The sequence below is a fragment of the Shewanella sp. UCD-KL21 genome (assembly GCF_001957135.1).
Taxonomy (GTDB): domain Bacteria; phylum Pseudomonadota; class Gammaproteobacteria; order Enterobacterales; family Shewanellaceae; genus Shewanella.
Map to the genome: position 1 here is coordinate 120780 of NZ_MPHK01000011.1, position 25549 is coordinate 146328.

Sequence of the window (25549 nt, forward strand, 5' to 3'; positions counted from 1 at the left end):
ATTGGTCGTGTAGTTTTTACTATCTGTTTCATCGTAATCTCTTGTTGTTCGGTGTTAATGTTAGAGCATTTTGCTGATTCAAGAGAGATATGGGCCTTTGATTGCCAGAGTGACTTATATGAATTTAGTACAGACAAAGAGCATACAATTGAGCTTGATCACGGGCCACTTTTTTTAGCATTAACGGTTAAAAATAAGCAAATTCAGTTGAATTATTACAATGCCAAAGGTTCAAAAAATCATGAATATGCAACCTTCGATGGCGATTTGACTGAACTAGAGGTTGGTGACATGACCTATGAGCTAGATTTAGTGTTAACCGATGCTCAGTTTAACCAAAATAATTCCTATTTAAGAAACTACCTCGCCAAAGAGCTTAAAACCACAGCGGCTCAGTTGCAAACTCAAGCTCAGCTGCATATTGCTGTTCAAGTTTTAGAAATGGATATTGATAATAAATATATCTTAATGAAATTTAAGCCTTACAATATGCTTTGGGCATGCCGTTTACATGAATAATGGTATAGTTTTAGCTATTTACGCCTCCTTTATCTGCTGAAATTCGTTATAGTTAAGGCAAGGCAAACTCTGAGATAAAAATACTTCCATAGTGGCTAAAGTCAAAGTAAAGAAAGAAGAATCATTATCGCTTAAATTCAGCCATCAAATGGAGGCTGGGCAGCAGCGCAGCTTTGATTTATATTTTTACTTACCCACAGAGATGGGGGTTGGCGAAAAAACCCTCGACGAAGAAGAGTATTACCACAGCGCAATGCTTGGGCGGCGCTCTTATTACTCTCAGGGGTTACACCTACCATTAGTGCAAAACCGTTTTGCCAGTATTAATAAACGCACCAAAGAAGAGTTCCGTTTATACCTCAACTTGTTTGCCTATCAATTTGCCGTGGCCATTGAGACTGATGCAAAAGAATTGCGTCTTATCACTGATCCTGACGACTTTTATCCCGCATTAACTGAATTAGGTGAGTCGGTCACGCAGCTACTTAAAAAGTTTCGCCGTAACGAGCCTAGCGATGAAAAGCTCAAATCCTACTTCAATAATGCTGACAATTACCTGTCCTGGTTTTGTGAACAACAACTGTTAAAAACCTTAGCTTATCGGCCGCGTAGTGCTGAATATAGTGATGTTAAAGATCAACTGGTGGCGTTATGCCGCGCTGAGCATCATTACCGTGAAGAGGAAAGAAAGTATAATTCATCCGGCACCAAGCAAGATGCTAATCGCATTTCAAATAAGATGCTGTTATTAAGGCGCTTAATACAACAAGGTGTTGTATTAAAGGAGGAGCTAAAACCCTTAGGCATAGGCTTGAAAAAGTTTGTCACAGGCTTGGCAACGGGGTTAGTGATGATGGTGGTTTCTGCACTGATCATTAAGGCTCAAGGGGTGTTTAGCGGCTTAACCATGAGTTTGGTGGTTACATTAGCGGTGATATACGGTTTTCGTGAAATTTTTAAAGAAGATGTGCGGGTTGCGATGTGGCGCTATATTCAGCGAGGGCGTCCACGCTGGAGTCAGATCTTAAGGGATACTACCACCCAAGCCGTGATTGCTAAGCAGTTTGTATGGCTGGACTTTATTCGCAGCCAGGATATTCCCGCTACAGTCGCTGAGATTATGAAACAACGCCATCGGCAAAATAAAGTCGATGCTGTGGTGCTGCATTATCGCATTGCCTCTAAGGTTACCAATAAAGAATTTGAAGCTGGCTACTCTAAAATTCAAGAACAAGTAAACTTTAGCTTGGTGCCTTTTGCCCGTAATTTAGAGCGTGGTAAGGCAAAAATCTATAGCGAACAAGATGGCAAAGTCAGTAATGAATCAGTAGAAAGGCGCTATCAAATCAACCTAGTAGCTGTATTAAAAGATGGCAAAGGCCCACTTGAATATGCCCGTTACAAAGTTATTATGAGCCGCTCTAGTATCATTGAAATTACTCAAAGCAAACTGCCAGGTGGGCTGTTAGAAATTGGCGAATAAGTTGCTTATTCGCCAAGTAGACGTTAGCTGTAGTGATGATATAAGGCTGGCTATGATTAGCGAGCCTTACGGGTAAAGGCTTGGCAAATATTTTGGTTACCGGTTTGCTTGGCGCGGCTTAACGCCACTTCAGCGTTGCTGAGATAATGTTCAAAAGACTGCTGCTCTAAATAGCCAGAAATACCGATATTAATCCCTTCATTTAATTCATTTTGCTCCAACCTATCCATAATGCTCATGGCGTATTTATGCGCTTGAATGGAGTCACTCAGCGGCAGTAATATCACTAATGATCCAAGTCGCCAATGGGCGATTTGAAAGCCTGTGGGTAAATCGATGAGCAACTGCATTTCAATGTCTTTTTGGCGTTGTTCTAAATGGTCAATATCACTGATGTGACTTATGAGCCCCTCAGGGTTAATGTCCATGATCAATAAACAGGTTTGTTCACGGCTAGACTCTGTCAGGGTACTAAAATGCAGCTCTAATTCTGAAAGCTGCAATACCATTGAACTCAGTGGCGTTTGTTGATTAGGTAACTGTTTTAGCGCTGTTTGCGGCAATAGATCTTCAAAAGTACAGATAAAATACTCGTGTTCACCGTCGACAGAATGCTCCGAGCGAATATTGGCTTTTAAGCTAGTGGCAAAAGGGGTTTCACTGCAGGCTATTACTTGGCCTTTCCATTTCCCTTGCAAGCTGATGCGACTATTGATATCGGCCCATTGCTTGGTGATGTCTTTGCCTAACAGGCTTAAGATATTGACATTACTGTCAGCAGCGAGCGCCATTAAGTTTTTAAATTTCAGATTATATTTGAGTAATTGACCGCTGGAGTCCGTTAATGCGGTGGCTACCGCGCTTTCAGATAATAACTGGTAGCGGTATGCTTGATGCTTTGCTTGGGTAAGCTCGGTGATGTTTTCAAAGGTCACCAGCCAGTATTGCTCACTGTGTTTATTTTTATAGCTGGGCTGACAACATAGCGAAATAGTGCAACTGTCATTGTTTAAATTGATCACCTGCTTCCAAGTGACATTGTCACACATGGCTTCAGTGAGCTGGTTATATTGCGCCTCTTCTAATGGCAATACGCGCTGTAAACTACGCTCAACGAGTAATTCAATGTTTGTTGATAGGGTATTGGCTGCTTGTAGATTGGCTTTGATGATGCGGCCGCTGGTATTCACTATCAAGCAGTTTTGATTACTGTTAAATAATGCGCTGGCTAAATTAATACTATTGCTATTAGCGGTGCTTTCTAAATAGAAGCGATGCTTTAACACCAATAAACTGGAGGCTAACGCGGTAATGATCAAAGAGAAGCAAATTAACATATAGCGCCAGTGATCAAACTTTTCCGCAATATCCTCATGGCGAATATAAGACAGTAAATAGTATTCTCTTACGTCTTCATCTTGAGGCGCCACCTCAACCTTTAAAAACACAAAAGTGCCACTGTCAGTATGAAATTGACCAAAATGGGTGTTGGCCATGTGTTGCCATAATTCTGGGTATGACTGAATTATACTGCTGCCTAATGTATTAGGTAGCCTTTTCATGGGGTACTGCTGATTACCGCCCGCATAGAGCACGCCTTTAGAACCAATAAGCAGTAATGGCGAGTTATGGTTAAAAAATGCCGGTTTAATTGATTCGAGTATTTCAGAAACCGAATTGTAGGTCACTAAGTAGCCGCGAATACTTTGGTCGTTATTTTCAAGCCTGGCCAACTGGTAAACATAAGGGGTTAACTTGCCATTTATTGGCACAAATTGAATATTGGAGTAGTAGGTGTCACTGCCTCCCATTGTCTTGGAAGCTTCTAGAATAAACTCTGGGATAGTGACGTTACTAAAAGCATCTGTAGAGCTTATACGGGGGTTACCTTGGGGATCAAACAGGGTTAAGCCTAATAACTCAGGAATATTGTTAAGCAATATGTCCCAGTTGTCTTCTAGCTTGTAACGTTGCGCCTTAGATGGGTTTGCTAAATATTGCTTCATAAGCTCTGATTTAGCGAAAGCTTGAGTGCGAAATTGAAGAAAGTTAATTTTATCCGATGCGAGGGTGCCTACTGTTTGTAATTCACTATAACGTTTATCAGCCCAATCTTCTTGTAGGCGCCTTTCGCCTAACTTAAGCAGTAGCACAGTCAAAATGACAATACTTAACAGCATAACCAATAATTGACTAGACAGCGCTAATACATGTTGTCGTGTCCATTGAATATCTTGGGTGGAGATTAAAACAGACTTTGAGACGTTTTTATTGGTATATCTCTTAAACATTCACTTACTTATTTTTAACAGTCCCGGTAAGTGAATGTTAGCACGAATGCCCCATAAGGTTGACCTTAGAGACTGAGTTTTTCAGCAATTTTTTGTTCAAAGCTAAAAGTTACCCTAAGGGCAAGTTGAGCCAATAATAAAGCTTAACCCAGAGGCCCCTTGATTTAGTTAGCCAACAATATCCAGTTGTCGACACTTAAAGGTCGCGCCTCGTTGCTCAACTAATGCTTTACAGCGGGCAATATCAACCCCTTCAAGGCCATTGATTGCCGATACCTGTACATCAGTTATATAAGTGGGCGCCATGTCGATAAAGCTGAGTACAGCAGCAAAGGCGTGTTTCAATTTGGGCTGACAATGCTGAATATACAGGGCTTCAGTATCGGCATTAAGGGATATTGACAAGCTATCAATACAAGATGCTAACTCAGGTAATATATTGCGCCGATGGAAAAGGTTAGCTAAACCATCGGTATTTAAACGCACTTTCGCGCCGGATTGTTTAAGCTGTTTTGCGACCACTAATAAGGTCTCAAGGTTTAAGGTTGGCTCGCCATATCCGCAAAATACATACTCATCAAAATCTGCAGTGTTACCTAATAAAGGAATAATATCGTCAGGCTTCACTTGTCTATCAAGAGACAATTCATATTGATGAACCTGTTTTGAGCCATTATGTTTGGGGCAAAACTGGCATCTTAAGGTGCAGCGCCCAGTAATATTGAGGTAGCGACTGCGGCGGATATCATATACTAAGGTGTTGGCTGCGATATCATTTGTCGCCGTTGCTGTGGTATTCGTTTTTGTCATTGTGGTTTCAGGCTTCATCTGAATATCAATAATGCAGTGTGATTAAATGATATTAACTCAAGCCAATATTGATATCTGTTTGTGAGTTCGCATTATTGGCTAAAGCGCCAATTTCAATTAGCTTAAGGCATAAAAAAGGGAGCTAAGCTCCCTTGTTAATATGGTGGACTAGAAGCTAATAATAAGCTTCATCGTCGGTTTTTTTCGGCTGCCACCACCAGTTAAATATCCGCCGCGTTAACTGCTTCACATCATCTAAAATGATGTACAACACAGGCACTAAGATCAGGGTGACCACAGTGGAAAACAAAATACCAAAGGCTAAGGATGTTGCCATTGGGATGACGATTTTAGCTTGCAGGCTTTTTTCTAATAAAATAGGTACTAAGCCAACAAAAGTGGTCATTGAGGTTAAGATAATCGCCCTAAAGCGATAACAGCCCGAGTCGATGGCTGACTCCATTAACGAGAAGCCTTCACGGCGGGCGCGGTTAACAAAGTCCACCAAAATCAGTGAGTCATTGACCACAACCCCTGCCAAGGCAACAATGCCACAAAGGCTTAATACACTCATGGATATCCCAAGAATGAAGTGACCCACTAAAGCGCCAATCATGCCAAATGGGATCACCGACATAATGATTAATGGCTGGCTATATGACTTTAATGGAATCGCCATCAAAGCATAAATGGTAAACATGGCAAAAAAGAACCCTTGTAAAAGGCCCAGCATGGCATCTTGTTCATCTTGACTACCACCATCTAATGCGGCGTTGACCTCTTGGTAGCGCTCGGTTAATTGCGGGATAAATTCCTCTTGGATTTCACCAACCACTTTTGATGGCTCAACGGTGTTTTTATTCACATTAGCGCTAATGGTAATCGCGCGGCGACCATCAACGCGGGTGATTGAAGCAAAGGATTCACCTAGCTCAATATCTGCCACTGTTGAAAAAGGCACAGCAACACCTTGCGGGGTGCGAATTAACATGTTTTCAAGGTGACCAATGGTGCGGCGCTGCTCTAATGGGTAGCGCACCATTACTTTGATCTCTTCTTTGTTACGAAGAATTCGCTGGGCTTCATAACCATAAAAGCCATAACGCACCTGACGGGCTAAGTCTGACAGAGTTAACCCTAGCGCTTCGGCTTCTGGGCGAATGTTGAGTCTGATCTCTTGGCTACCAGATGAAAAGTTATCCGAGATATCGAATACACCTTCATAGGTGGCAAGTTTGGCTTTTAACTCTTTAGAAGCTTGGGCTAGTTGCTCTAAGTTACTTGAGGTTAATCTAAACGAAATATCGCCGCCGGCATCATTGGTGCTGGCAGAAATATTAAGCTTTTTCACTGACAATAACTCAGGTAGCTGTTTGCGCCACTCTTCAGCTATGGTGACGCCGTCAATTTCACGATCTTCACCCTTTGACAGCTCAGCAAAGATAAACCCAGAGCTACTGGAATTTATCGCAATAAAGCTGTGCTTTAATACGTCTGAGCCGGTCTCTTCGACAAACTTTTCATTCATGGCGTACAGCGCTTCTTCAACTTGCTGCACCACATATAAGGTGTTGAGCTCGGAGCTGCCTTCTTCCATTTCAAGGTTGACTTGAATAAAATCCGATGGAATATCAGGGAAAAACACCCAACGAACTTTGCCACTGGCAACCAGTGCGATAGATAAAATCAGTACCCCGACAAATACCGCCACTACGTTGTAGCGGTTTTTAATGCAAGTACCTAAAAAGTTGCGATAATTATTATGAATAAAATATTGCAGCTTCTCATTAATCCACTGTTTAAATTTTGAAAACACGTTAGTTGGCGGGCGCTTTTTCTTCACTTTCATATGAGCTAAATGCGCCGGTAAAATCAATTTTGATTCGATAAGTGAAAACGCTAACGCTAGGATCACCACCATACCGATGGACTTCCAAATAACCCCCATAGGCCCTGATACCATGATCATCGGTATAAACGCAGCAATAGTGGTGAGTACGCCGAAGGTGGCGGGCATAGCGACCTTTTGCACCCCTTTAATGACATTCTCTATGGAGTGACCCTTGGTCTCGACTTCGGTGTAGGCACTTTCGCCGATGACAATGGCGTCATCCACCACGATCCCTAACACCAGAATAAACGCAAACAGCGTTAGCATATTAATGGACATGTTAAAGGGTTCCAGTGGCATCAATAACAACGTGCCAAGGAAACACACCGGTAAACCGACCATGACCCAAAAGGCCAGTTTTAAGTCGAGAAACAAGGCCAAGATCATAAACACCAATAATGCGCCGTAAAACATGTTCGACAACATCATGTTCAAGCGGCCTTCAAGGTAATGGGTTAAATCTCCCCAGGTATCTAGCTCGACATTAGCGGGCAGAGTGGTTTTCTTATCAGCGATATAGCTTTTCACTTGCTCAGAAATCGTCAGCGCGTTTTGATCGTCAATGCTGGTGATTTCAATAATCGCGGCAGGTTTACCATTAAAGCGGGTGTATTCAATGCGCTCTTCGAAACCATCTTTAATGGTGGCAACGTCGGGCAGCATGATGCGGCTGCCATCAGGGCGGGTGGCCACCACAATGTTAGCAAAGTCAGCTCCAGTATAGGCTTGGCCTTTGGTGCGCAGTAAGATATCACCGTCTTGGGCTCTAATTGAGCCGCCGGGTAAATCTATCGATGAGTTTTGTACCGCTTGGGCGACTTGGGTGAAGGTTATTTCATATTCACGCAGCTTATCTTCTGATAACTCAATGCCTATTTCATAATCTCGCACGCCATTAACTTGAGCACGGGTAACTGCGGGTAAATCGGTAATATCATCACGGATGCTTTTAGCCATTTCTTTCATCTCATGGAGACTTAAGTCGCCATAGACAGAGACCCAGATAACATTATTTTCAGGTTTTATTTGGAAAATATTTGGCTTTTCGATGTTGTCTGGAAAGGTTGAAATCGCATCGATACGCAGCTTAGCCTCATCTAAAACTTGCTGAACATCATAACCATCTTCAACCTCAATGGTCACCGAGCCTACGCCGTCGCTGGCAACAGAGGTGACTTTGGTAATACCATTAATATCCTGAATGGCCTCTTCAATTTTAATATTAATCCCTTCCTCAATCTCTTGTGGCGCTGCGCCGGGGTAGGCCACTGAAATCGTCAGCAGATTAAGTTCAAAGCTAGGGAAAACTTCTTTATTAATTAATTTAGCGCTGAATAAACCACCAATAAGTAGCGCGGCCATAAGCAGGTTAGCGGCAACACTGTTGCGAGCAAACCAAGCAATGATGCCTTTGTTGTAATCGTTATTGTTATCGGCGGCGGAGTTTGAATTAGTCTTATCCATTACAGCTCACCTGCTATGGTAATTTCATCACTGTTTTCTGCTGGCGCTTCTAGTTCCACGTCTGGGGTGTCAGCTTCTTCACCTAACAATTTCACTTTCTGACCTGAGGTCATATTATTGATATCGGTGATCGATACGCGCTCGCCACTTTTCAGGCTGCCCTTAATATAGACATGCTCAATATCTGTGCGCACGATATTAACTGGGCGAATTTCAATGGTGTTGTCATCTTTAACGATGGCGACTTGATTGTCTCTTACCACGTAGCGCGGTAGCTTCACTATGCCATCGACAGTGCGACCAGTGATAACAGCAGTCACAAAGCTGCCATATTTAAGTGGTAGTTCATTTTCGCCGGGCTGCTGTCTTAGGTAAGGATCTTTAACTTCTGCGACTAAGTAAACCATACGGTTTTGCTCATCGATGACGTTTTCACTGCGGACAATATTACCTTGCCAAGTAAATGAATTACCCGCCAAAGAAGCACTTAAAGTGACTGAGGTATCAGGGTTATCAACTGACTCTAAGTAGGCTAAATCATTATTGCTTAGGGGTAAGCGCACTTCAGCAATGCTGATATCGTATAACTCGCCTAAATTTGTTCCTAAAGAGACATATTGGCCTAAGTCGACGTTACGCGCTTTAATGAGGCCATCAAATGGCGCTCTAATCACTGTGCGCTCTAAATTACGCTGAGCACGGGCGAGTGCGGCTTTAGCGTATTTGACATTGGCTTGTCTTTTTTCAGTTGCGGAATACGCAGGCCCAACTCTGGCGGTAGGCCGTCATCAAAATCTTTAAATTCAATTTTAGCAACTTCACCGCGGGCGACTTCTTCATTAAGCGCGGCATAGGCTTGGGCAAGGCTTGCTTCTGCTTGGATAAAATCCGCTTCATAATCTGAAGGTTCAATTTGTGCTAATGCTTGACCTTGTTTGACTATGCCGCCGGCGACAAAGCTAGGGTCTAAACTGACTAAACGGCCTTGTACTTCGGTGACGAGCTGAGTTTTGTATTTCGGGCTGACAACACCATAGGAAGGCAGGTTTAACGAGACTGTTTGTAGCTCGACATCAATGACATCAACAATAGCAATTTTAACTTGTTCTTGTTTTTGCTCTGGAGCTTCTTTGGTACTTAGCAGCACAAAAGCTAAGCCTGCAAAAATGATCAGGATAAATAAAGGCGATAGGATTCTTAAGATTCGTTTCATTAGTAACTGTATCCATACAAAATATTACATCAGAGAGTAACTCTATTTTTTATGACTTTTAGAGTCTTATACCGGCTAAATTACCAGAGTTCGTCAGCGAGCTAAAGCGATAGATGTAAATTAAATGTTTCATAAAGTTTTTTTCATATTTATTTAGGGTTTTACGCTATAAAACTGATTTTTAGATAAAAAAAGCCCTGAATCATTATATTGATTCAGGGCTTAAACAGTTTTTTTAATCGCGAGAGAAAGGCTTACTTTTTCTTTTTCGCTTTTGCTTTTTTAGATTTTTTCTTGGCAGCGATTTTCACTTTGTCTTTTTTCTTGCCTGGTACTTTCGCTTCTTTGTGGGTAGGTCGTAAACCGTCGATGTAGCGACGTTTTAGTGGCTGCTCAATATAGCGCTCAATTTTGTTAACGATGCGCATGTCATGGGCTTCAATTAATGAAATTGCCGTGCCTTTAGCGCCAGCGCGTGCAGTACGACCAATACGGTGAACATAGGCGTCGGCTGAGCGAGGCATATCAAAGTTAATCACGTGGGTGATACCTTCAATATCAATACCACGGGCTGCAACATCGGTTGCTAGCAAGATATTGACTTCGCCTTTGCTGAATTTACTTAGGGCTTGGAAGCGTTTTTTCTGCTCCATATCACCACGTAAGAAAGCGCAAGGAATACCGGCTTTAAGCAGCAGTCCTTCAAGGCTTGCTACAATTTCACGGGTTTTTACGAATACGATAGTGCGCTTAACTGACTCTTGCTGAAGAATGTTACATAGCAAGGCAAACTTATGGGCTTGATTATCGGCAAGGTGAGCCCATTGGTGAATTTTGGCTTTTTCACTGCGAGGAGAGTCAACATCAATCGTGACTGGGTCATTCAATAGCACTTGCGCGAAGCGCGATACACCGCTGCCTTCAAGGGTGGCAGAAAATAGCATATTCTGCTTACGGCCTTGGGCCTCAATGGCGATAGTTTCTACCACTGACGAGAACCCCATATCTAACATGCGGTCAGCTTCATCAATGATCAGAATTTCAACTTCTGTTGCTTCAAACTGGCCTTTATCAAGATATTCAACGAGGCGACCGGGAGTGGCGATCAATAAATCGACATTGTCTTCAAGTTGTTCTTCTTGAGGGCCGTATGGCACACCACCGGTGATGATACCAATATCGAGGTCCAAATCGGTGGCAAGGTGGCAAGCGTAACGATGAATTTGGCTAGCAAGCTCACGTGTTGGGGTTAGGACTAACACACGGGCTTGACCATTGAATCGTCTTGGGAAATCAATCAAGTGTTGTAATGCCGGCAGCAAAAAGCTGGCCGTTTTACCGGTACCTGTTGGCGCTTTAGCTAAAATATCCCGTTGTTCCATCGCCATTGGCAATGTTTGTTGTTGAACTGTGGTCGGGGTCAAATGTCCCATGGCCTTTAATGAATCTAAAAGCATTGGGTCTAGGTCAAAATCTTCAAATAGCATGCGCTGTAGGTCTCACTGATTGATAGCCGAGCATTATAACCTAAGAAGCGCAACTCAGCGAGAGCGATATCTATACAAAGCTTAAAGTTTTAGATAGAACTCACGACAAAGGGCGATCATTTGCTGACTATATTGACCGCTGGGATCGCTTATCACCAAACTTGAGTGTTCGGTGCTTTCAATCTTTGCTTGATGTTTAAGTTCAAGCAGCAATCGTCTTGGTGGCTTATTGCTAACCGTTGAGATGCTGACACGTTTAGATATGGCCAAAGAGGTTTGTGTTAATGCGCCGGTAAAGCGTGCTTCACTTTCAACGGGAAGAATTAAGCTCGCCGCGCCATGTGGGGCCAATAATAACTCAATATGTTTCAGTAACTCGCTAAAGCTTAAGCTGTCAGTATGTCTCGCGGTTGCCCGCTGCTGCTGTGTTGATTGCGGCCCATTATCAAAGTAGGGCGGATTACAAATGATGCTATCAAATAATGGGCTTCGCTTAGCTTGGCACTGGGCTAAGTGCTGAGCACTAAAGTCTTGTATTGCCCCATGGTGAAACTCAATCATCTCAGCCCAAGGGCTATTGGCGATATTGTCTAAGCAATCTTGAGCGGCTAAATCATCAAGTTCAACAGCGACAATTTTAACTGCGTTGCTTGTTAATCCTGCTGCCGTTTGTGCCAATTGCTCAGCGCGCTGAGCAGCCATGAGTGTTAATAGTCCACTGCCGGCACCGATATCCAAAATGGTGTTGCTCTGTTTGATATTAGCCCAAGCGCCTAACATCACCCCGTCAGTACTTACCGGCATACCGCAACGGCTATCATCAATATGAAATTGTTTGAAACTAAAAGGCATAGGACTATAGATTGAGAAATGGTCGATTATGGTAACTGTTTTTGCAATTTTCCCCAAACGGAGAGTAGGTTGATTTATTGTTGCTAATATACCAGCGGTTTCGGTGCTTGTGTTGTTATTGTAGCGCTAATGTTTGGCTGTTTTTAAGCTTGTTTTCAGATGACGGTTGTTTTTGCTTTGTGCGGGTTTTGCGCTTGTGTATCTAGACACTATTTGCTATTAGTTGCTACCCGTTTGAGCACATTATTGCTGTTTAAATGGGAAAAATGAAATCAGCTTCACAAATCGACGTATGTAACACAGAAAACGTCGATTTTATCAGCAGAGTAGCGGTGATTTTAGTGAACTTAAGTGTAATTTAAAGTTTACAGATTTATAGGGTCGGTAGATTAGCGATAGCTAATTGGCAACTATTCCCTTAAGTTTGTTAAAAAACAAAACAACAAGATGGGGCAATGTGTGCAAAACAATAATATGAGTATTGGCGATACGGTAGGCTTAGGCTTTATGACGTTCGCATTTTTTTTAGGTGCTGGTAACCTAATTTTTCCACCGTTTGCAGGAATGTTAGCTGGCGAGAATATGACACTCGCAATGTTAGGCTTTCTTATTACTGCCGTGGGTTTACCCCTTGCTGGACTTATTGCGATTGCAAAAGCAAATGGTAAGGTCATGGCGATGTTACCCGCATTTGCGGCAACCGCTTTAGCGATTTCTATCTATATTATTATCGGCCCAGCCTTTGCTGTTCCTCGTACTGGTTTGGTGGCTTTTGAAATTGGTGCTCGTCCATTTTTAGATAGTGCCGACGCAATCATCCAGCTTGGTGGTCTGTCACTTAATAAAGCGCAATTGTTTTATACCATTGGCTTTTTTGCCCTTGCGATGTTGTTGTCTTTATTCCCTGGTAAATTATTAGACAGTGTGGGTAAAGTATTAACCCCTATTCTGATTTTCCTATTAGTCGGTTTAGCGTTATCTGTGATCATTACCCCTAGCGCTGCAATTCAAGCTGCAAGCGGTGATTACATTAATAGCCCACTTTCTAAAGGTATTTTAGAGGGTTACAACACTATGGATACGCTAGCTTCATTGATTTTCGGTATGTTAATCATTGATATTTTGCGTAAAAAAGGCATCACTGATTCAAAAGCGCAAACCCGCTATTTAGTACGCGCTGCTATCATTGCTGCATCGGGTTTAGCTTTTGTTTATGTGTCATTATTCTATTTAGGCGCTACCGCTGGTGATATTGCTTTAGGCGCTGAAAATGGTGGCCAAATCCTAACAAACTATGTAACTCATGAGTTTGGCACTATGGGGACTATCTTATTAGCAACGGTAGTGAGCATTGCCTGTTTAACAACTGCTGTTGGGTTAATTACTGCCTGTTCAGAGTTTTTCAATGAGCTATTGCCTAAGATCTCATACAAAGCGTTTGTGATTTTCTTCGGTGTGGTTTGTGCCACGGTTGCCAATGTGGGCTTAACGCAGTTAATTCATATCAGTATTCCTGTGTTAATGACTATTTACCCTGTGGCAATTGCACTGGTAGCGATTACTTTCTTAACTGAGCGTTTCCCGCGTCCTGAATTTTCACATCGTTTAGTGTTATCCATTGCTTTATTTTTTGGTATTTTTGATGGTCTTCAGGTTGCTGGTGTGGATACTAGTTTCTTAAGCTTTATGCCACTTCATGCTGAAGGCATGGCTTGGTTATTACCAGTAGGACTAGCGATTGTTGCTTGTTTATTTGTTCCAGCCAAGGATCAAGCTTTAGCTGCAAGCTAGGTAATCTTTGTCAAACTAAGCTAACTTTAGTTACACTAACGGCGTTATTTCATCTTGAAATAACGCCGTTTTTCTAGGAACTCATGTGACAGATAAGTATCAAGCCGATCCCATCATCGATGCATTTTTAGATGACCTTTGGTCTACGAAAGGACTTAGTGACAATACACTGGCTTCCTATCGCACTGATCTTCGCCATTTTGAACGTTTTGTGCTAACGAAAAAACGTCAGTTGATTAATGTCGATCAGTTGCTGATCCGCGATTACTTAGCCTTTAGAGTGGAACAAAATTTTGCTAAAAGCAGTACCGCGCGGTTATTGAGTAGCTTGCGGCGTTTGTATGGGTATTTGTTAGTTAATGAGCACATAGCTGTTGATCCCACCGCGCTGGTTGAATCTCCCCAACTAGTTAGGCAATTACCCGATGCACTGAGTGAAGCCCAAATAAACAGCTTACTGGATGAACCCAATGTTGACGATCCGCTAGAGTGCCGCGATAAAGCCATGTTGGAGTTACTTTATGCCACAGGGCTGCGAGTAACCGAACTGGTTAGCTTAACCCTTGAGCAAATAAGCTTACGCCAAGGCTTAGTGAGAATTGTCGGTAAGGGCGGTAAAGAGCGCTTAGTGCCCTTAGGTGAGTTAGCGGTGACAGAAGTAGAGCAATACCTCGTTGCGGCAAGAGCTGAGCTATTGGGTAATAAGCAAAGTGATGTGCTGTTTCCATCAAAGCGCGGTCAAATGATGACAAGGCAGACCTTTTGGCACCGAATTAAGCTATATGCGTTACGGGCAGGAATACACTGTCATTTGTCGCCCCACACCTTGCGCCATGCTTTTGCGACCCATTTATTAAATCACGGCGCAGACTTACGGGTAGTGCAGTTGCTTCTGGGCCACAGCGATTTATCCACCACGCAAATTTACACCCATGTAGCTAAAGCGAGGTTGCAACAGTTGCATAGTGAGCACCATCCAAGAGGTTAGTGCAAAATGACTGTTTATTATTGCTTACACAAAATGGGCGCTGTGTAGTTGCTTTCATTAAATATTGTCTGTAACTTTTGCGCTGATGATCGGGTCTATATAGTGAGTAGACTAATACAGATTGACCAAATAGGATTTTAAATGAAGTTAACCAAAGCATTCTCTTTAGCGATAACGCTAGCAGTAGCCCCGTTATTACATGCCGCTTCTGCCTCTGATATCCCTAATGAAGCAGAACTCAAAAAACAAGTTTCAGATACCTTAGGCGTGAATGTTTTGAGTATTGAAGCATCGCCAATTGATGGTCTTTATCAAGCGCTTACCGATCGTGGTCTGCTGTATGTGTCGCCTGATGGCAGTAAGTTACTTCACGGTAATATGTATGATTTACAAAAGGGCATGAAAAACTTAACCGAGGCAGCACTAGCTGGCCCTCGCATTGCGATGCTAAAACCTTTTGAAAAGGATATGTTGGTTTATAAAGCCAAAAATGAAAAACATGTGGTGACTATTTTTACCGATGTTGATTGTGGCTATTGTCGTAAGTTGCATCAGCAAATGGATGGCTATAACGATTTAGGCATTACCGTAAGATATTTAGCTTATCCTCGTGCGGGTGTTCCATCACCTAATGCCGATGAAATGGAAGCAGTGTGGTGTGCTAAAGATCCCCTACAAGCGATGACAGATGCCAAAACCGGTCGTAATGTAAAAGCGGCAAAATGTGATGCCAATATCGAAGGTCAATACCGCTTAGGTGGCTCATTTGGTATTAACGGTACTCCAGCAATCGTGTTAGAAAATGGCGTATTAGTACCAGGCTATCAACCGCCTGAAGCATTATTAAATACCATTAAAACCAATCTTTAATCTAAAGTGAGTTAATGGATTTAGCCGCTAAAGCGCGTTAAATGACGTTAATTTATAACAAAAGGTGAGCCCAAAGCTCGCCTTTTTTGTTATGGTAAATTCAGTTTCAATGATTCATTCCCACTTCATAATTCGATATTTTCTTAAGGTGTTTTTGTGGCCCATAAAATTGTTCGCCGACCTCTCGTAGACGATAGTCATTTACCTGCAACCATTCCAGCCATCTTAAAGCAATTGTATGCCCGCCGAGGCGTCGACCTTTTAGGCTGTGATCTAAGCCTTTCAAAGCTATTGCGCCCAGATTCTATGATGGGCTTAGCAGAAGCTGCGCGCATTATTGCCGACGCAATTATGGCGAAAAAATCCATTTTGATTGTGGGCGACTTTGACGCCGATGGCGCGACCTCAACCAGTGTGTGCTTGTTGGCATTACGGATGATGGGCGCTCAGCATGTGGATTATCTTATTCCTAATCGATTTGATTATGGCTATGGCTTAAGCCCTGAAATTGTAGCCGTGGCGCAGTCAAAAGGCGCTGAGGTATTAATTACCGTAGATAATGGTATTTCATCCATAGAAGGCGTAGCAGCGGCTAAAGCGCTAGGGATGACCGTGGTGGTGACAGATCATCATTTACCCGGTGCATCATTACCAATAGCCGATGCCATTGTTAACCCAAATCAAGCGGGCTGTGAGTTTGCCAGTAAATCGATAGCTGGCGTGGGCGTGGCATTTTATTTGATGTCTGTACTGCGCAGTGAATTACGCGCCCGTGATTGGTATCAGCTTAATCAATTAGCCGAGCCAAATTTAGGCAGTTTATTGGATATTGTGGCATTAGGGACTGTGGCTGATGTGGTGTCCCTTGATAGTAATAACCGCATATTAGTGCAAGCAGGCTTACAAAGAGTGCGCAGTGGTCGCTGCCGTGTCGGTATCACAGCTTTGCTTGAAGTGGCTAAGCGAAACCCGCAGCGCATTGTCGCGTCAGATTTTGGTTTTGCAGTGGGCCCAAGGCTTAATGCCGCAGGGCGCTTAGATGAAATGGCCTTAGGGGTCGAAACCCTGCTGTGTGAAGATATGATGCTCGCTAGACGTATGGCCGGTGAGCTTGATGGCTTGAATGCTGAGCGCCGCGAATTAGAAACCGGTATGCAGCAAGAAGCCCTAAAAAGCTTACAAAAACTCAGCTTGGATGAAACTAAATTACCTTGGGGATTAGCCATTTTTCAACAAGATTGGCATCAAGGGGTGATTGGTATTCTCGCGTCACGAATTAAAGACAAATATCATCGCCCGGTGATTGCTTTTGCTGATGCGGGTAACGGTGAAATTAAAGGTTCGGCTCGCTCCATTAAGGGTTTACACATGCGGGATTTACTGGAGCTCATTAATAGTCGTCACCCTGGAATGATTATTAAGTTTGGCGGACATGCAATGGCAGCAGGATTATCCCTAAAAGCAGATGCCTTTAGCGAGTTTGAGCAAGCCTATGACAAAGCGGTGCGTGAAATATTAAAACCTGAGCAACTTACTGGTGAGATTTTATCTGATGGTGAATTGCCAGTGGCGCTGATGAACCTCGATACTGCCTATCTGTTAAGAGATGCAGGCCCGTGGGGGCAAGCATTTGAGGAGCCATTATTTGATGGTTATTTCAGTGTCATTCAGCAGCGCATTGTCGGTGAAAAGCATCTAAAGCTGGTGTTAGAGTCTCAGTGCGGCGCTGTCATGATGGATGCGATCGCATTTAATGTTGATTTAGCCACTTGGCCAGATGCAAGCATAAAACATGCTCGCGTGGCTTATAAGCTGGATGTGAATGAGTTTAGAGGTAATCAAACCGTGCAAATGCTGGTGGATTACATTGAGCCAGCTTAATGGTGATTGTCTGTGGTGATTGTCTGCGCGGTTAACTTAAGCCAAAGCTGACGTTGAGTTAGTTAGCTGCGGCTAATAAGTTGCGCTTTAATGAGCAGGTATTACTCTGGTGTGCTTGCTTAGGTGTACTTGCTCAAGAGGCTAGTACAAGGGGTTAGTACAAGGGGCTAGTACAAGAAGAGTAGTGGCTCAATGTCGTTAAGGTGCTTTATTGGTGTAATGGTTATCGCATGAGTGATAAATGACAGATACAAAAAAGCCTCGCATTGCGAGGCTTTTTTGTTATTTGGTCGCGTTAGCCACCAAATCTAAATATGGTGCCCGAACCCGGAATCGAACCAGGGACACGAGGATTTTCAATCCTCTGCTCTACCGACTGAGCTATTCGGGCGACGGGATGCAATTTAAGGTTTTAAGCCGTTTGAGTCAACCGTTTTTTTAGCATTTAAGCTGAAAATGTGTCAACTGCATATCTTTTGTACCTTTTGTGGTGTTTTATTCAACATAGGGTACAAATAAAAAATGCCTTCAAATTGAAGGCATTCTAGCGTTGTTAAGCAGTAGGGCTAATCATTCGTTGCTGACTAACTCATTATTCGGGAAATTTGCTGCCATCACGGTTACCACGTTTTGCTTTAACTGCTCTTGACCTAATTCTTCGTAAGCGCGAGCCATGATTTCAAGGGCGTGTTCAGTTGATGGCGTTCCAGGGAATTGCTCCATCACAGTTTGCGCTCTAACCGCCGCTGCGCTCCAAGCGCCCATTTTAATATAATACTCAGCGACTTTGATTGAGTATTTTGCTAAACGGTTTTTCAGGTATTGCATCCGTTGCTGCGCATCAGCTGCATACTTACTATCTGGGTAGCTTTTGATTAAACGATCAAAATCTTTAAAGGCATCTTGGGCATTTTTAGGATCGCGATCGGTGCGGTCAATATTCATCATATCGTGAAAAAGATAATTATCAGCCTGCATATTAGTCAAACCACGCATATAATAGACATAATCAATATCTGGATGGGTTGGGTTTAAGCGTAAAAAACGGTCAATGTTAGCAATACCTGATGCGACATCATCCATCTTATAATAGGCAAAAATCATGTCCAATTGGACTTGAGTTTTGTGGGGACCAAACGGGTAACGCGAGTCTAACGCTTCTAGGGTTCTAACCGCTTTTGAGTAGTTCCCAAGTTCCATTGAGGTTCGTGCCTGAGCATAAAGTGCTTCTGGCGACTTGTTACTGACAACTTCTTCTTCAAAACCTTTAGAGGTACTACAAGCCGTTAAAGTCAATGAAAACAATACTAGGGCGGCGCCTTTGGCAAAATTATGCATATGTAAATTCAATTCTTTTATAAGTTATTGTTAAGAATTTTTCCATTTCACTGTAAAATAGAAAACAATCCGATTGTAACAGATAGTTCATTCACTTTGGACCCCAAAAAAGGGGTACGGTTCCTATGACACAAGAGATTAATCTAAAAAGCGAAATCACAGCAAGTCAAACGGGTCTAAGATTAGACCAAGCTTTGGCTGAATTGTTCCCTGATTATTCCCGTACACGCATCAAAGAATGGATTTTATCTGGTGCAGTTTCAGTTGATGATACTGTCGTCGATATACCTCGTGAGAAGGTACTAGAGTCGCAGTTAATTGCTGTAGAAGCAACGCTTGAAGAAGAAGTTAAAGATAAAGCGCAGAAAATCCCGCTAGATATCGTCTACGAAGATGACCATATTTTAGTGGTAAACAAGCAAGCTGGCTTGGTTGTGCACCCTGGTGCAGGTAATGCTGATGGCACATTATTAAATGCGTTATTACATCATTGTCCTGAAATCGAGCATGTACCACGTGCTGGTATTGTGCATCGTTTAGATAAAGATACTACCGGTTTAATGGTAGTTGCTAAAACGGTTGAAGCACAAACTCACCTTGTTGCGGCGCTTCAAGCCCGTGATATCGTGCGTGAATACGAAGCCATTGTTATTGGCACTATGACAGCTGGTGGTACGGTTGATGAACCAATTGAACGCCATGAGACTCGTCGTACCCAAATGGCAGTGATTATGGGGGGCCGTCCTTCTGTCACTCATTACCGCGTTGCTGAAAAGTTTAGAGCCCATACTCGTTTAAGATTACGTCTTGAAACAGGTCGTACTCACCAAATTCGTGTTCATATGGCTTATATTGGCCATGTGTTAGTTGGTGATCCTGTTTATGGTGGTCGTCCACGTCCGCCTAAAAAAGCAAGCAAAGCGTTTTTTGAACTATTAAAAGGCTTTGAACGTCAGGCGTTACATGCGGTGCGTTTAGAACTTGCACATCCGTTTACCCAAGAAATTATGACTTGGCATGCACCTATCCCTGAGGATATGAAAATGCTAACCAAAGCATTGCGCGAAGATACCGAGCTAAACCCAATAGAGTATCTATAGGGCTTAGTCTTGCGTAAGCAATGGCATAAGGATTGATTGTGTTTAAAGCCAGTTGGCCATTACCTGATAATGTTGCTATCGCCATGACAAATCGTCATGGCGGTGTCAGCAAACCACCTTATGACAGCCTGAATTTAGGCTTGCATGTGGGGGATGCTGCAGCAGATGTCATGGCTAATCGGGCTTTATTACCAACAGCGCATTCAATCCAGTCGCCACTTGTTTGGCTTGAGCAAGTCCATGGCACTGATATTATCGATTGCTCCAGACTGACAACAGCTGATATTGCCTCTCCACACATTGGCGATGGCAGTTATACCAATTCAGCCAATAGCGCACTGGCGATTATGACCGCAGATTGTCTGCCAGTATTACTGTGTAATAATGCAGGCACTGAAGTGGCTGCCGTCCATGCTGGCTGGCGTGGCTTATGTGATGGCATAATTGAAGCCGCAGTTAGCAAATTTTCTTCTCCAGCGACTGAACTCATCGCTTATTTAGGTCCAGCCATTGGCCCTGATGCGTTTGAAGTCGGCGCAGAAGTACTTCAATATTTTACCGAAAAACATCCTCAAGCGACCGACTACTTTAAACCTCATGGTGCAAAGTATTTGGCTGATTTAGCAGGTTTAGCTCAAATGAGACTGGCGTTGTTAGGGATTCCCCAAATGTATTGCGCTAATCGCTGCACTTTTAGTGATAGTGATTACTTTTCATATCGCCGCGAACAGCAAACTGGCCGTATGGCTTCAGTTATCTGGCTTAAGTCCTAATCTGTTTTCTAGATTTGATCTGCATCATTTAACCTGACGATTTATTTTAAAATTCGCCTCCCTAGATTGAAAAATCCATAAACGCCCCCATATTTTAGTTATCAAAACATTCCGTTTTTAATTAAATTGTTTAGGAGGCCGTATGAGACTCGATCGTATGACCAATAAGTTTCAAATCGCCATTTCAGATGCACAGTCATTGGCGTTAGGACGAGATCATCAGTTTATTGAACCTATTCATTTGATGATGGCTTTGTTAAATCAAGATTCAGGTTCAATTCACCCATTACTGACCCAAGCGGGCATTAATGTTAGTGCGCTGCGTTCGTCAATAAGCCAAGAGCTGGAACGAGTATCGCAAGTGCAAGGCACCGGTGGTGATGTTCAGTTGTCACAAACCCTGATCCGCTTGCTGAACTTATGCGATAAATTAGCCCAAAAGCGTAAAGACAAATACATTTCGTCAGAGTTGTTTGTATTAGCGGCGTTAGAAGGCAATGACCCGTTAGCTAAAAGCCTTAAAGCGGCGGGTGCCACCAAAGAAGTCTTGGAGTCGACCATAGAACAAATTCGCGGCGGACAAAATGTCGATGATCCCAATGCCGAAGATCAACGCCAAGCATTAAAGAAATTTACCGTCGATCTTACCGAGCGAGCAGAGCAAGGTAAATTAGATCCGGTCATCGGCCGCGACGAAGAAATTCGCCGTACCATCCAAGTGCTGCAGCGCCGTAGTAAAAATAACCCTGTATTGATTGGTGAGCCCGGTGTGGGTAAAACCGCCATAGTTGAAGGTTTAGCGCAACGGATTGTCAATGGCGAAGTGCCTGAAGGCATCAAAAACAAACGGGTACTTTCCCTTGATATGGGCTCGTTAATTGCCGGCGCTAAATATCGCGGTGAATTTGAAGAGCGCCTCAAAGCAGTATTAAGTGAATTAGCCCAAGAAGAAGGCCAAGTCATTCTGTTTATCGATGAGCTACACACTATGGTCGGTGCAGGTAAAGGCGAAGGGGCAATGGATGCCGGTAATATGCTTAAACCCGCACTTGCTCGAGGCGATTTACATTGTGTTGGCGCAACCACGCTTGATGAATACCGACAATATATTGAAAAAGATGCCGCACTTGAGCGTCGTTTCCAAAAAGTGCTGGTTGATGAGCCAAGTGTAATAGATACCATTGCGATATTACGGGGTTTAAAAGAACGTTATGAGCTGCATCATCACGTTGAAATTACCGATCCCGCAATTGTAGCTGCTGCCACTATGTCTCATCGCTATGTATCTGACAGAAAGTTACCTGATAAAGCCATCGATTTGATTGATGAAGCGGCCTCAAGTATCCGGATGCAAATTGACTCAAAGCCAGAGTCATTAGATAGATTAGAGCGCCGCGCAATTCAACTTAAGCTAGAAGAGCAAGCACTAGCGAAAGAAGAAGATGAAGCCAGTCGTAAACGTTTGAGTGATTTACAAGCTGAGCTTGCTCAAGTTGAAATCAAAGCCAACGAGCTCAATGAAATTTGGCGCACTGAAAAAGCCGCATTGGCAGGCACTCAACATATTAAAGCCGATTTAGAACAATCACGCATGGATATGGACGTGGCGAGAAGGGCAGGCGATTTAACGCGAATGTCGGAACTGCAATATGGCCGTATTCCTGAACTTGAAAAGCAATTAGATCTCGCTTCTCAGGCCGAAATGCAAGACATGACCTTATTACGTAATAAAGTCACCGATATTGAAATTGCAGAAGTGTTGTCAAAAGCTACCGGTATACCCGTCAGTAAAATGCTCGAAGGTGAGCGTGACAAGTTACTGCAAATGGAAGACGCACTGCATCAAAGAGTGATTGGTCAAAACGAAGCGATAGAAGCGGTATCAAATGCGATTCGTAGAAGCCGCGCAGGTCTTGCCGATCCTGACCGACCCATTGGTTCATTCCTATTTTTAGGTCCAACCGGTGTGGGTAAAACCGAGCTATGTAAATCATTAGCGACATTCCTATTTGATACCGAATCCTCCATGGTGCGTATCGATATGTCAGAGTTTATGGAAAAGCACACCGTTTCACGACTAGTGGGTGCGCCTCCAGGTTATGTCGGTTATGAAGAGGGCGGTTATTTAACAGAAGCCGTTCGTCGTAAGCCATATTCTGTCATCTTGCTCGATGAAGTTGAAAAAGCCCATCCCGACGTATTCAATATCTTATTGCAAGTATTGGACGATGGTAGATTGACTGACGGCCAAGGCCGTACTGTCGATTTTAGAAATACCGTCATCATCATGACCTCAAATTTAGGCTCTGACATTATTCAGCATGGTTTTGAAACCCAAAACTATGATCAGATGAAGTCGTCAGTAATGGAAGTGGTTACCCAAAGCTTTAGACCTGAGTTTTTAAACCGAATCGATGAAACCGTGGTGTTCCATCCTTTATCTGCTGAACATATTGCTTATATCGCAGAGATCCAGTTAGAGAACTTAAAAGCGCGTTTAGCAGAAAAAGACTTTAGCTTAACGATCTCTAAAGCAGCATTAGCATTAATTGCCGAAGCGGGATTTGATCCTGTATATGGAGCAAGACCACTCAAGCGTGCCTTGCAGCAGCAAATTGAAAACCCATTAGCTAATCACTTACTAAAAGGTGATTTACTACCAGGCAAAGCAATCAACGTGGATGTGCAAGATGGCTTGCTAACATTTAGCCAATAACCGAGTTCGTCATTAACCAACTTAGTAAATAGCACATCAATTGAGTAAAGCAATTACAGGGGCATAGTACTAACTATGCCCCTTTTGTGTTTTTATCGAGGTGATAAAGGCTAATAAAAACTACCCAAATAAATAACCCTTTTGATAAATCATAAACCCAGAGTCGGCAGGCTAACTTGCGAGTCGCAACATTATAAACTAGCTTGAAAGTAGACTGTTTAACTCAAGCACTGTGATTTTTGTCAAAAGGATATAGCATGAATAAATTAGTTGTATTAGGTAGCGCACTCATAGCAATAGCCCTAACAGGCTGTAGCTCAGCCCCCCAAACCAATGGCGAAACCCCAGTGATTAAGGTTGGTAATGTTGATTACGACAGTATTTATCATTTTGGCTATAACCGTGGCTGTCAAAGTGCGCTATTGCAAAGCACATCAACTGAATCACTCGACTCGATGAAAGATAAAACCTTAAATGGGATAAATGCATTTGAAGACGGCTGGCGCTCAGGTACCCAAACCTGTAATGGTGGCGAGTTTAAATCAATGTACACTGTCGGCAATTAATAATGCCCAAGTAACAAAACTTACAGCAAAAGGGGCCAATAGGCCCCTTAATATCACATCGTTATACAGTTGATAAATGTTGTCGCTAATACAATATTACTGGCAAAACAATTTTACTCTTTCTTCATTGGTTTCTATTTGAGCAAGTCTATCTTCTTCGGTTACCTGCACAGCTTCGCCTGTGGTGGGATCTTTGCGATGTAATCGTTGATAAGTATTTAATACATTTAGGCTGTGTTTAGCGCTTTCACAAATTGAAGCTGCTTGTTCTGCATCATTGGCTTTTATCGCTGCGGCATTTTTTGCAGCATCTGATGGATTATTGGTATTCGCAGTCGATGAGCTATTAGCAAGAACCGGTAAATAACCCACTTGAGCAGGCTCAATGTCTTCACTATAGAGTTTGTCTGAATTCACATCAGTCGGTGGCTGTTGACTATAATGCTTTACCCCTTTCTCATCGACCCATGAATAAATCACGGTAGCATTGGCAACTTGTATCAAACTACAACAGCCTATTAAACACAATAAACGTAAACTAAGCATATATATTCCTAAATGGTGTATCCCAATTTTCCTTATTAAAAATAAAATAGGCGATTTGAACCTTAAAACCAATAGTTATTATCGAGTTTATTGAATACTCACTCCCAATACTTGAACGATAGAAGCTAAACAAGCAGCCTAGAATTGGCAGTTAACCATAAAAAGTGGTGATTTTTGTCGATAAAAAACACGAATTGTTTAGCTTTTGCGCATTCGGTTTGTGTTACTGATAAAAAGTAATAAAAGCCCTTGCGCTAAATCTTAACTTCCCTATAATGCGCATCCACTGACACGGCGACAGGCCAATAGGCTCAAGGTGTTAGCGTTAATTAAGCTGCTTTTAAAGCATCATAATTAACCGGTTGAAAAGCATTTTAAATTAACTTTAAAAATGACTTGACGCCAACAACGGGAAGTGTAGAATACGCATCCTCAAGCCAACGACCTAGCGTCAAATGGCTGCTGATATGAAAGAGTAATTCTTACATGATTAGCAACGCTCTTTAACAAATCAAACAAGAAATCTGTGTGGACACTCACTGGTGTTGAGTTAATCGAAATTGCTCATTCTTTCTCGTAAAGAATGATGCAATCAAAATTATTATCAATGTAACGATGAGTGTTCATAGCAATATGTAACAAACGTTTTAGAGATTCTTCCGAGTCTTTAAAATGAAATCAGAATTCATTGAGCCGAAGCTTTACTTTTATTTATAAGAGTGAATGCTTCAACAAAACTTTAATTGAAGAGTTTGATCATGGCTCAGATTGAACGCTGGCGGCAGGCCTAACACATGCAAGTCGAGCGGTAACAGGAATTAGCTTGCTAATTTGCTGACGAGCGGCGGACGGGTGAGTAATGCCTAGGGATCTGCCCAGTCGAGGGGGATAACAGTTGGAAACGACTGCTAATACCGCATACGCCCTACGGGGGAAAGGAGGGGACCTTCGGGCCTTTCGCGATTGGATG

General features: G+C 42.8%; 17 protein-coding genes, 1 tRNA gene, 1 rRNA gene and 1 pseudogene. 11 read left to right on the forward strand and 9 right to left on the reverse strand.

The window, feature by feature from the left end; genetic code table 11:
* The first annotated feature begins 57 nt into the window (after positions 1-57).
* Both BM739_RS11735 and BM739_RS11740 read left to right on the forward strand, forming a co-directional pair.
* Positions 58-519, forward strand: a complete 462-nt coding sequence (locus BM739_RS11735) for a hypothetical protein (protein ID WP_139326878.1) — start codon at positions 58-60, stop codon at positions 517-519.
* Positions 520-610: 91 nt separating this feature from the next.
* Entirely contained in the window at positions 611-2002 is a 1392-nt protein-coding gene (locus BM739_RS11740) for a hypothetical protein (RefSeq protein WP_076540831.1), read from the forward strand.
* 56 nt (positions 2003-2058) lie between these two features.
* On the opposite strand, the gene BM739_RS11745 is transcribed toward BM739_RS11740, so the two are convergent.
* From BM739_RS11745 to BM739_RS11770, 6 genes and pseudogenes are all read right to left on the reverse strand, one after another.
* A complete protein-coding gene (locus tag BM739_RS11745) occupies positions 2059-4293 on the reverse strand; it encodes a PAS domain-containing protein (protein ID WP_076540832.1) in 2235 nt (744 codons plus the stop codon).
* 168 nt (positions 4294-4461) lie between these two features.
* Complete coding sequence (locus BM739_RS11750) at positions 4462-5103, reverse strand: TatD family nuclease-associated radical SAM protein (RefSeq protein WP_083698143.1); 642 nt, start codon at positions 5101-5103, stop codon at positions 4462-4464.
* Positions 5104-5278: 175 nt separating this feature from the next.
* The gene (locus tag BM739_RS11755) at positions 5279-8458 is read right to left on the reverse strand and encodes an efflux RND transporter permease subunit (RefSeq protein ID WP_076540836.1); all 3180 of its coding nucleotides are present in this window, start codon (positions 8456-8458) and stop codon (positions 5279-5281) included.
* A pseudogene (locus tag BM739_RS11760) lies at positions 8458-9671 on the reverse strand (efflux RND transporter periplasmic adaptor subunit). The gene BM739_RS11755 and the pseudogene BM739_RS11760 overlap by 1 nt, the downstream one beginning before the upstream one ends.
* A gap of 254 nt (positions 9672-9925) precedes the next feature.
* Complete coding sequence (srmB, locus tag BM739_RS11765) at positions 9926-11158, reverse strand: ATP-dependent RNA helicase SrmB (RefSeq protein WP_076540837.1); 1233 nt, start codon at positions 11156-11158, stop codon at positions 9926-9928.
* A gap of 81 nt (positions 11159-11239) precedes the next feature.
* Positions 11240-12010 (reverse strand): tRNA1(Val) (adenine(37)-N6)-methyltransferase, encoded by a 771-nt coding sequence (locus tag BM739_RS11770; RefSeq protein ID WP_076540839.1) that lies wholly within the window; start codon positions 12008-12010, stop codon positions 11240-11242.
* Between the two features lie 447 nt (positions 12011-12457).
* Between BM739_RS11770 and brnQ the strand changes: the two genes are divergently transcribed.
* The 4 genes from brnQ (at position 12458) to recJ (ending at position 17540) form a co-directional block, all read left to right on the forward strand.
* A complete protein-coding gene (gene brnQ, locus BM739_RS11775; protein WP_076540840.1) occupies positions 12458-13801 on the forward strand; it encodes a branched-chain amino acid transport system II carrier protein in 1344 nt (447 codons plus the stop codon).
* 85 nt (positions 13802-13886) lie between these two features.
* Complete coding sequence (gene xerD / locus BM739_RS11780; RefSeq protein WP_076540842.1) at positions 13887-14789, forward strand: site-specific tyrosine recombinase XerD; 903 nt, start codon at positions 13887-13889, stop codon at positions 14787-14789.
* Positions 14790-14930: 141 nt separating this feature from the next.
* Positions 14931-15659, forward strand: coding sequence for a bifunctional protein-disulfide isomerase/oxidoreductase DsbC (gene dsbC, locus BM739_RS11785; protein WP_076540843.1), 729 nt, complete (start codon positions 14931-14933; stop codon positions 15657-15659).
* Between the two features lie 156 nt (positions 15660-15815).
* On the forward strand, positions 15816-17540 hold the full coding sequence (recJ, locus tag BM739_RS11790) for a single-stranded-DNA-specific exonuclease RecJ (protein ID WP_076540845.1): 1725 nt from the start codon (positions 15816-15818) through the stop codon (positions 17538-17540).
* Positions 17541-17855: 315 nt separating this feature from the next.
* Here recJ and BM739_RS11795 read toward each other — a convergent pair.
* Both BM739_RS11795 and BM739_RS11800 read right to left on the reverse strand, forming a co-directional pair.
* A tRNA-Phe gene (locus BM739_RS11795) sits at positions 17856-17931 on the reverse strand.
* Between the two features lie 179 nt (positions 17932-18110).
* Entirely contained in the window at positions 18111-18878 is a 768-nt protein-coding gene (locus tag BM739_RS11800) for an outer membrane protein assembly factor BamD (protein WP_076540846.1), read from the reverse strand.
* A 125-nt stretch (positions 18879-19003) separates the two neighbouring features.
* Between BM739_RS11800 and rluD the strand changes: the two genes are divergently transcribed.
* The 4 genes from rluD (at position 19004) to BM739_RS11820 (ending at position 24033) form a co-directional block, all read left to right on the forward strand.
* The gene (rluD, locus tag BM739_RS11805) at positions 19004-19978 is read left to right on the forward strand and encodes a 23S rRNA pseudouridine(1911/1915/1917) synthase RluD (RefSeq protein WP_076540848.1); all 975 of its coding nucleotides are present in this window, start codon (positions 19004-19006) and stop codon (positions 19976-19978) included.
* Between the two features lie 38 nt (positions 19979-20016).
* Positions 20017-20751 carry a peptidoglycan editing factor PgeF gene (pgeF, locus tag BM739_RS11810; RefSeq protein ID WP_076540850.1) on the forward strand — a complete coding sequence of 245 codons (735 nt, stop codon included), beginning with the start codon at positions 20017-20019 and terminating at the stop codon, positions 20749-20751.
* Positions 20752-20893: 142 nt separating this feature from the next.
* Positions 20894-23467 (forward strand): ATP-dependent chaperone ClpB, encoded by a 2574-nt coding sequence (clpB, locus tag BM739_RS11815; RefSeq protein ID WP_076540852.1) that lies wholly within the window; start codon positions 20894-20896, stop codon positions 23465-23467.
* 257 nt (positions 23468-23724) lie between these two features.
* A complete protein-coding gene (locus BM739_RS11820) occupies positions 23725-24033 on the forward strand; it encodes a hypothetical protein (RefSeq protein ID WP_076540854.1) in 309 nt (102 codons plus the stop codon).
* A gap of 96 nt (positions 24034-24129) precedes the next feature.
* Here BM739_RS11820 and BM739_RS11825 read toward each other — a convergent pair whose 3' ends face one another.
* On the reverse strand, positions 24130-24579 hold the full coding sequence (locus tag BM739_RS11825) for a DUF4124 domain-containing protein (RefSeq protein WP_076540856.1): 450 nt from the start codon (positions 24577-24579) through the stop codon (positions 24130-24132).
* A 740-nt stretch (positions 24580-25319) separates the two neighbouring features.
* On the opposite strand from BM739_RS11825, the gene BM739_RS11830 reads away from it, so the two are divergent.
* Positions 25320-25549, forward strand: a 16S ribosomal RNA gene (locus BM739_RS11830); the annotation flags it as partial.

What these genes read in the sequence shown, in the direction of transcription:
- BM739_RS11735 (WP_139326878.1), top strand. Translation starts at nt 58, where the DNA reads ATGTTAGAGCATTTTGCTGATTCAAGAGAGATATGGGCCTTTGATTGC.
- BM739_RS11745 (WP_076540832.1), bottom strand. Translation starts at nt 4,293, where the DNA reads ATGTTTAAGAGATATACCAATAAAAACGTCTCAAAGTCTGTTTTAATC.
- BM739_RS11750 (WP_083698143.1), bottom strand. Translation starts at nt 5,103, where the DNA reads ATGACAAAAACGAATACCACAGCAACGGCGACAAATGATATCGCAGCC.
- BM739_RS11755 (WP_076540836.1), bottom strand. Translation starts at nt 8,458, where the DNA reads ATGGATAAGACTAATTCAAACTCCGCCGCCGATAACAATAACGATTAC.
- srmB (WP_076540837.1), bottom strand. Translation starts at nt 11,158, where the DNA reads ATGCTATTTGAAGATTTTGACCTAGACCCAATGCTTTTAGATTCATTA.
- BM739_RS11770 (WP_076540839.1), bottom strand. Translation starts at nt 12,010, where the DNA reads ATGCCTTTTAGTTTCAAACAATTTCATATTGATGATAGCCGTTGCGGT.
- brnQ (WP_076540840.1), top strand. Translation starts at nt 12,458, where the DNA reads ATGGGGCAATGTGTGCAAAACAATAATATGAGTATTGGCGATACGGTA.
- dsbC (WP_076540843.1), top strand. Translation starts at nt 14,931, where the DNA reads ATGAAGTTAACCAAAGCATTCTCTTTAGCGATAACGCTAGCAGTAGCC.
- BM739_RS11800 (WP_076540846.1), bottom strand. Translation starts at nt 18,878, where the DNA reads ATGCATAATTTTGCCAAAGGCGCCGCCCTAGTATTGTTTTCATTGACT.
- rluD (WP_076540848.1), top strand. Translation starts at nt 19,004, where the DNA reads ATGACACAAGAGATTAATCTAAAAAGCGAAATCACAGCAAGTCAAACG.
- clpB (WP_076540852.1), top strand. Translation starts at nt 20,894, where the DNA reads ATGAGACTCGATCGTATGACCAATAAGTTTCAAATCGCCATTTCAGAT.
- BM739_RS11820 (WP_076540854.1), top strand. Translation starts at nt 23,725, where the DNA reads ATGAATAAATTAGTTGTATTAGGTAGCGCACTCATAGCAATAGCCCTA.
- BM739_RS11825 (WP_076540856.1), bottom strand. Translation starts at nt 24,579, where the DNA reads ATGCTTAGTTTACGTTTATTGTGTTTAATAGGCTGTTGTAGTTTGATA.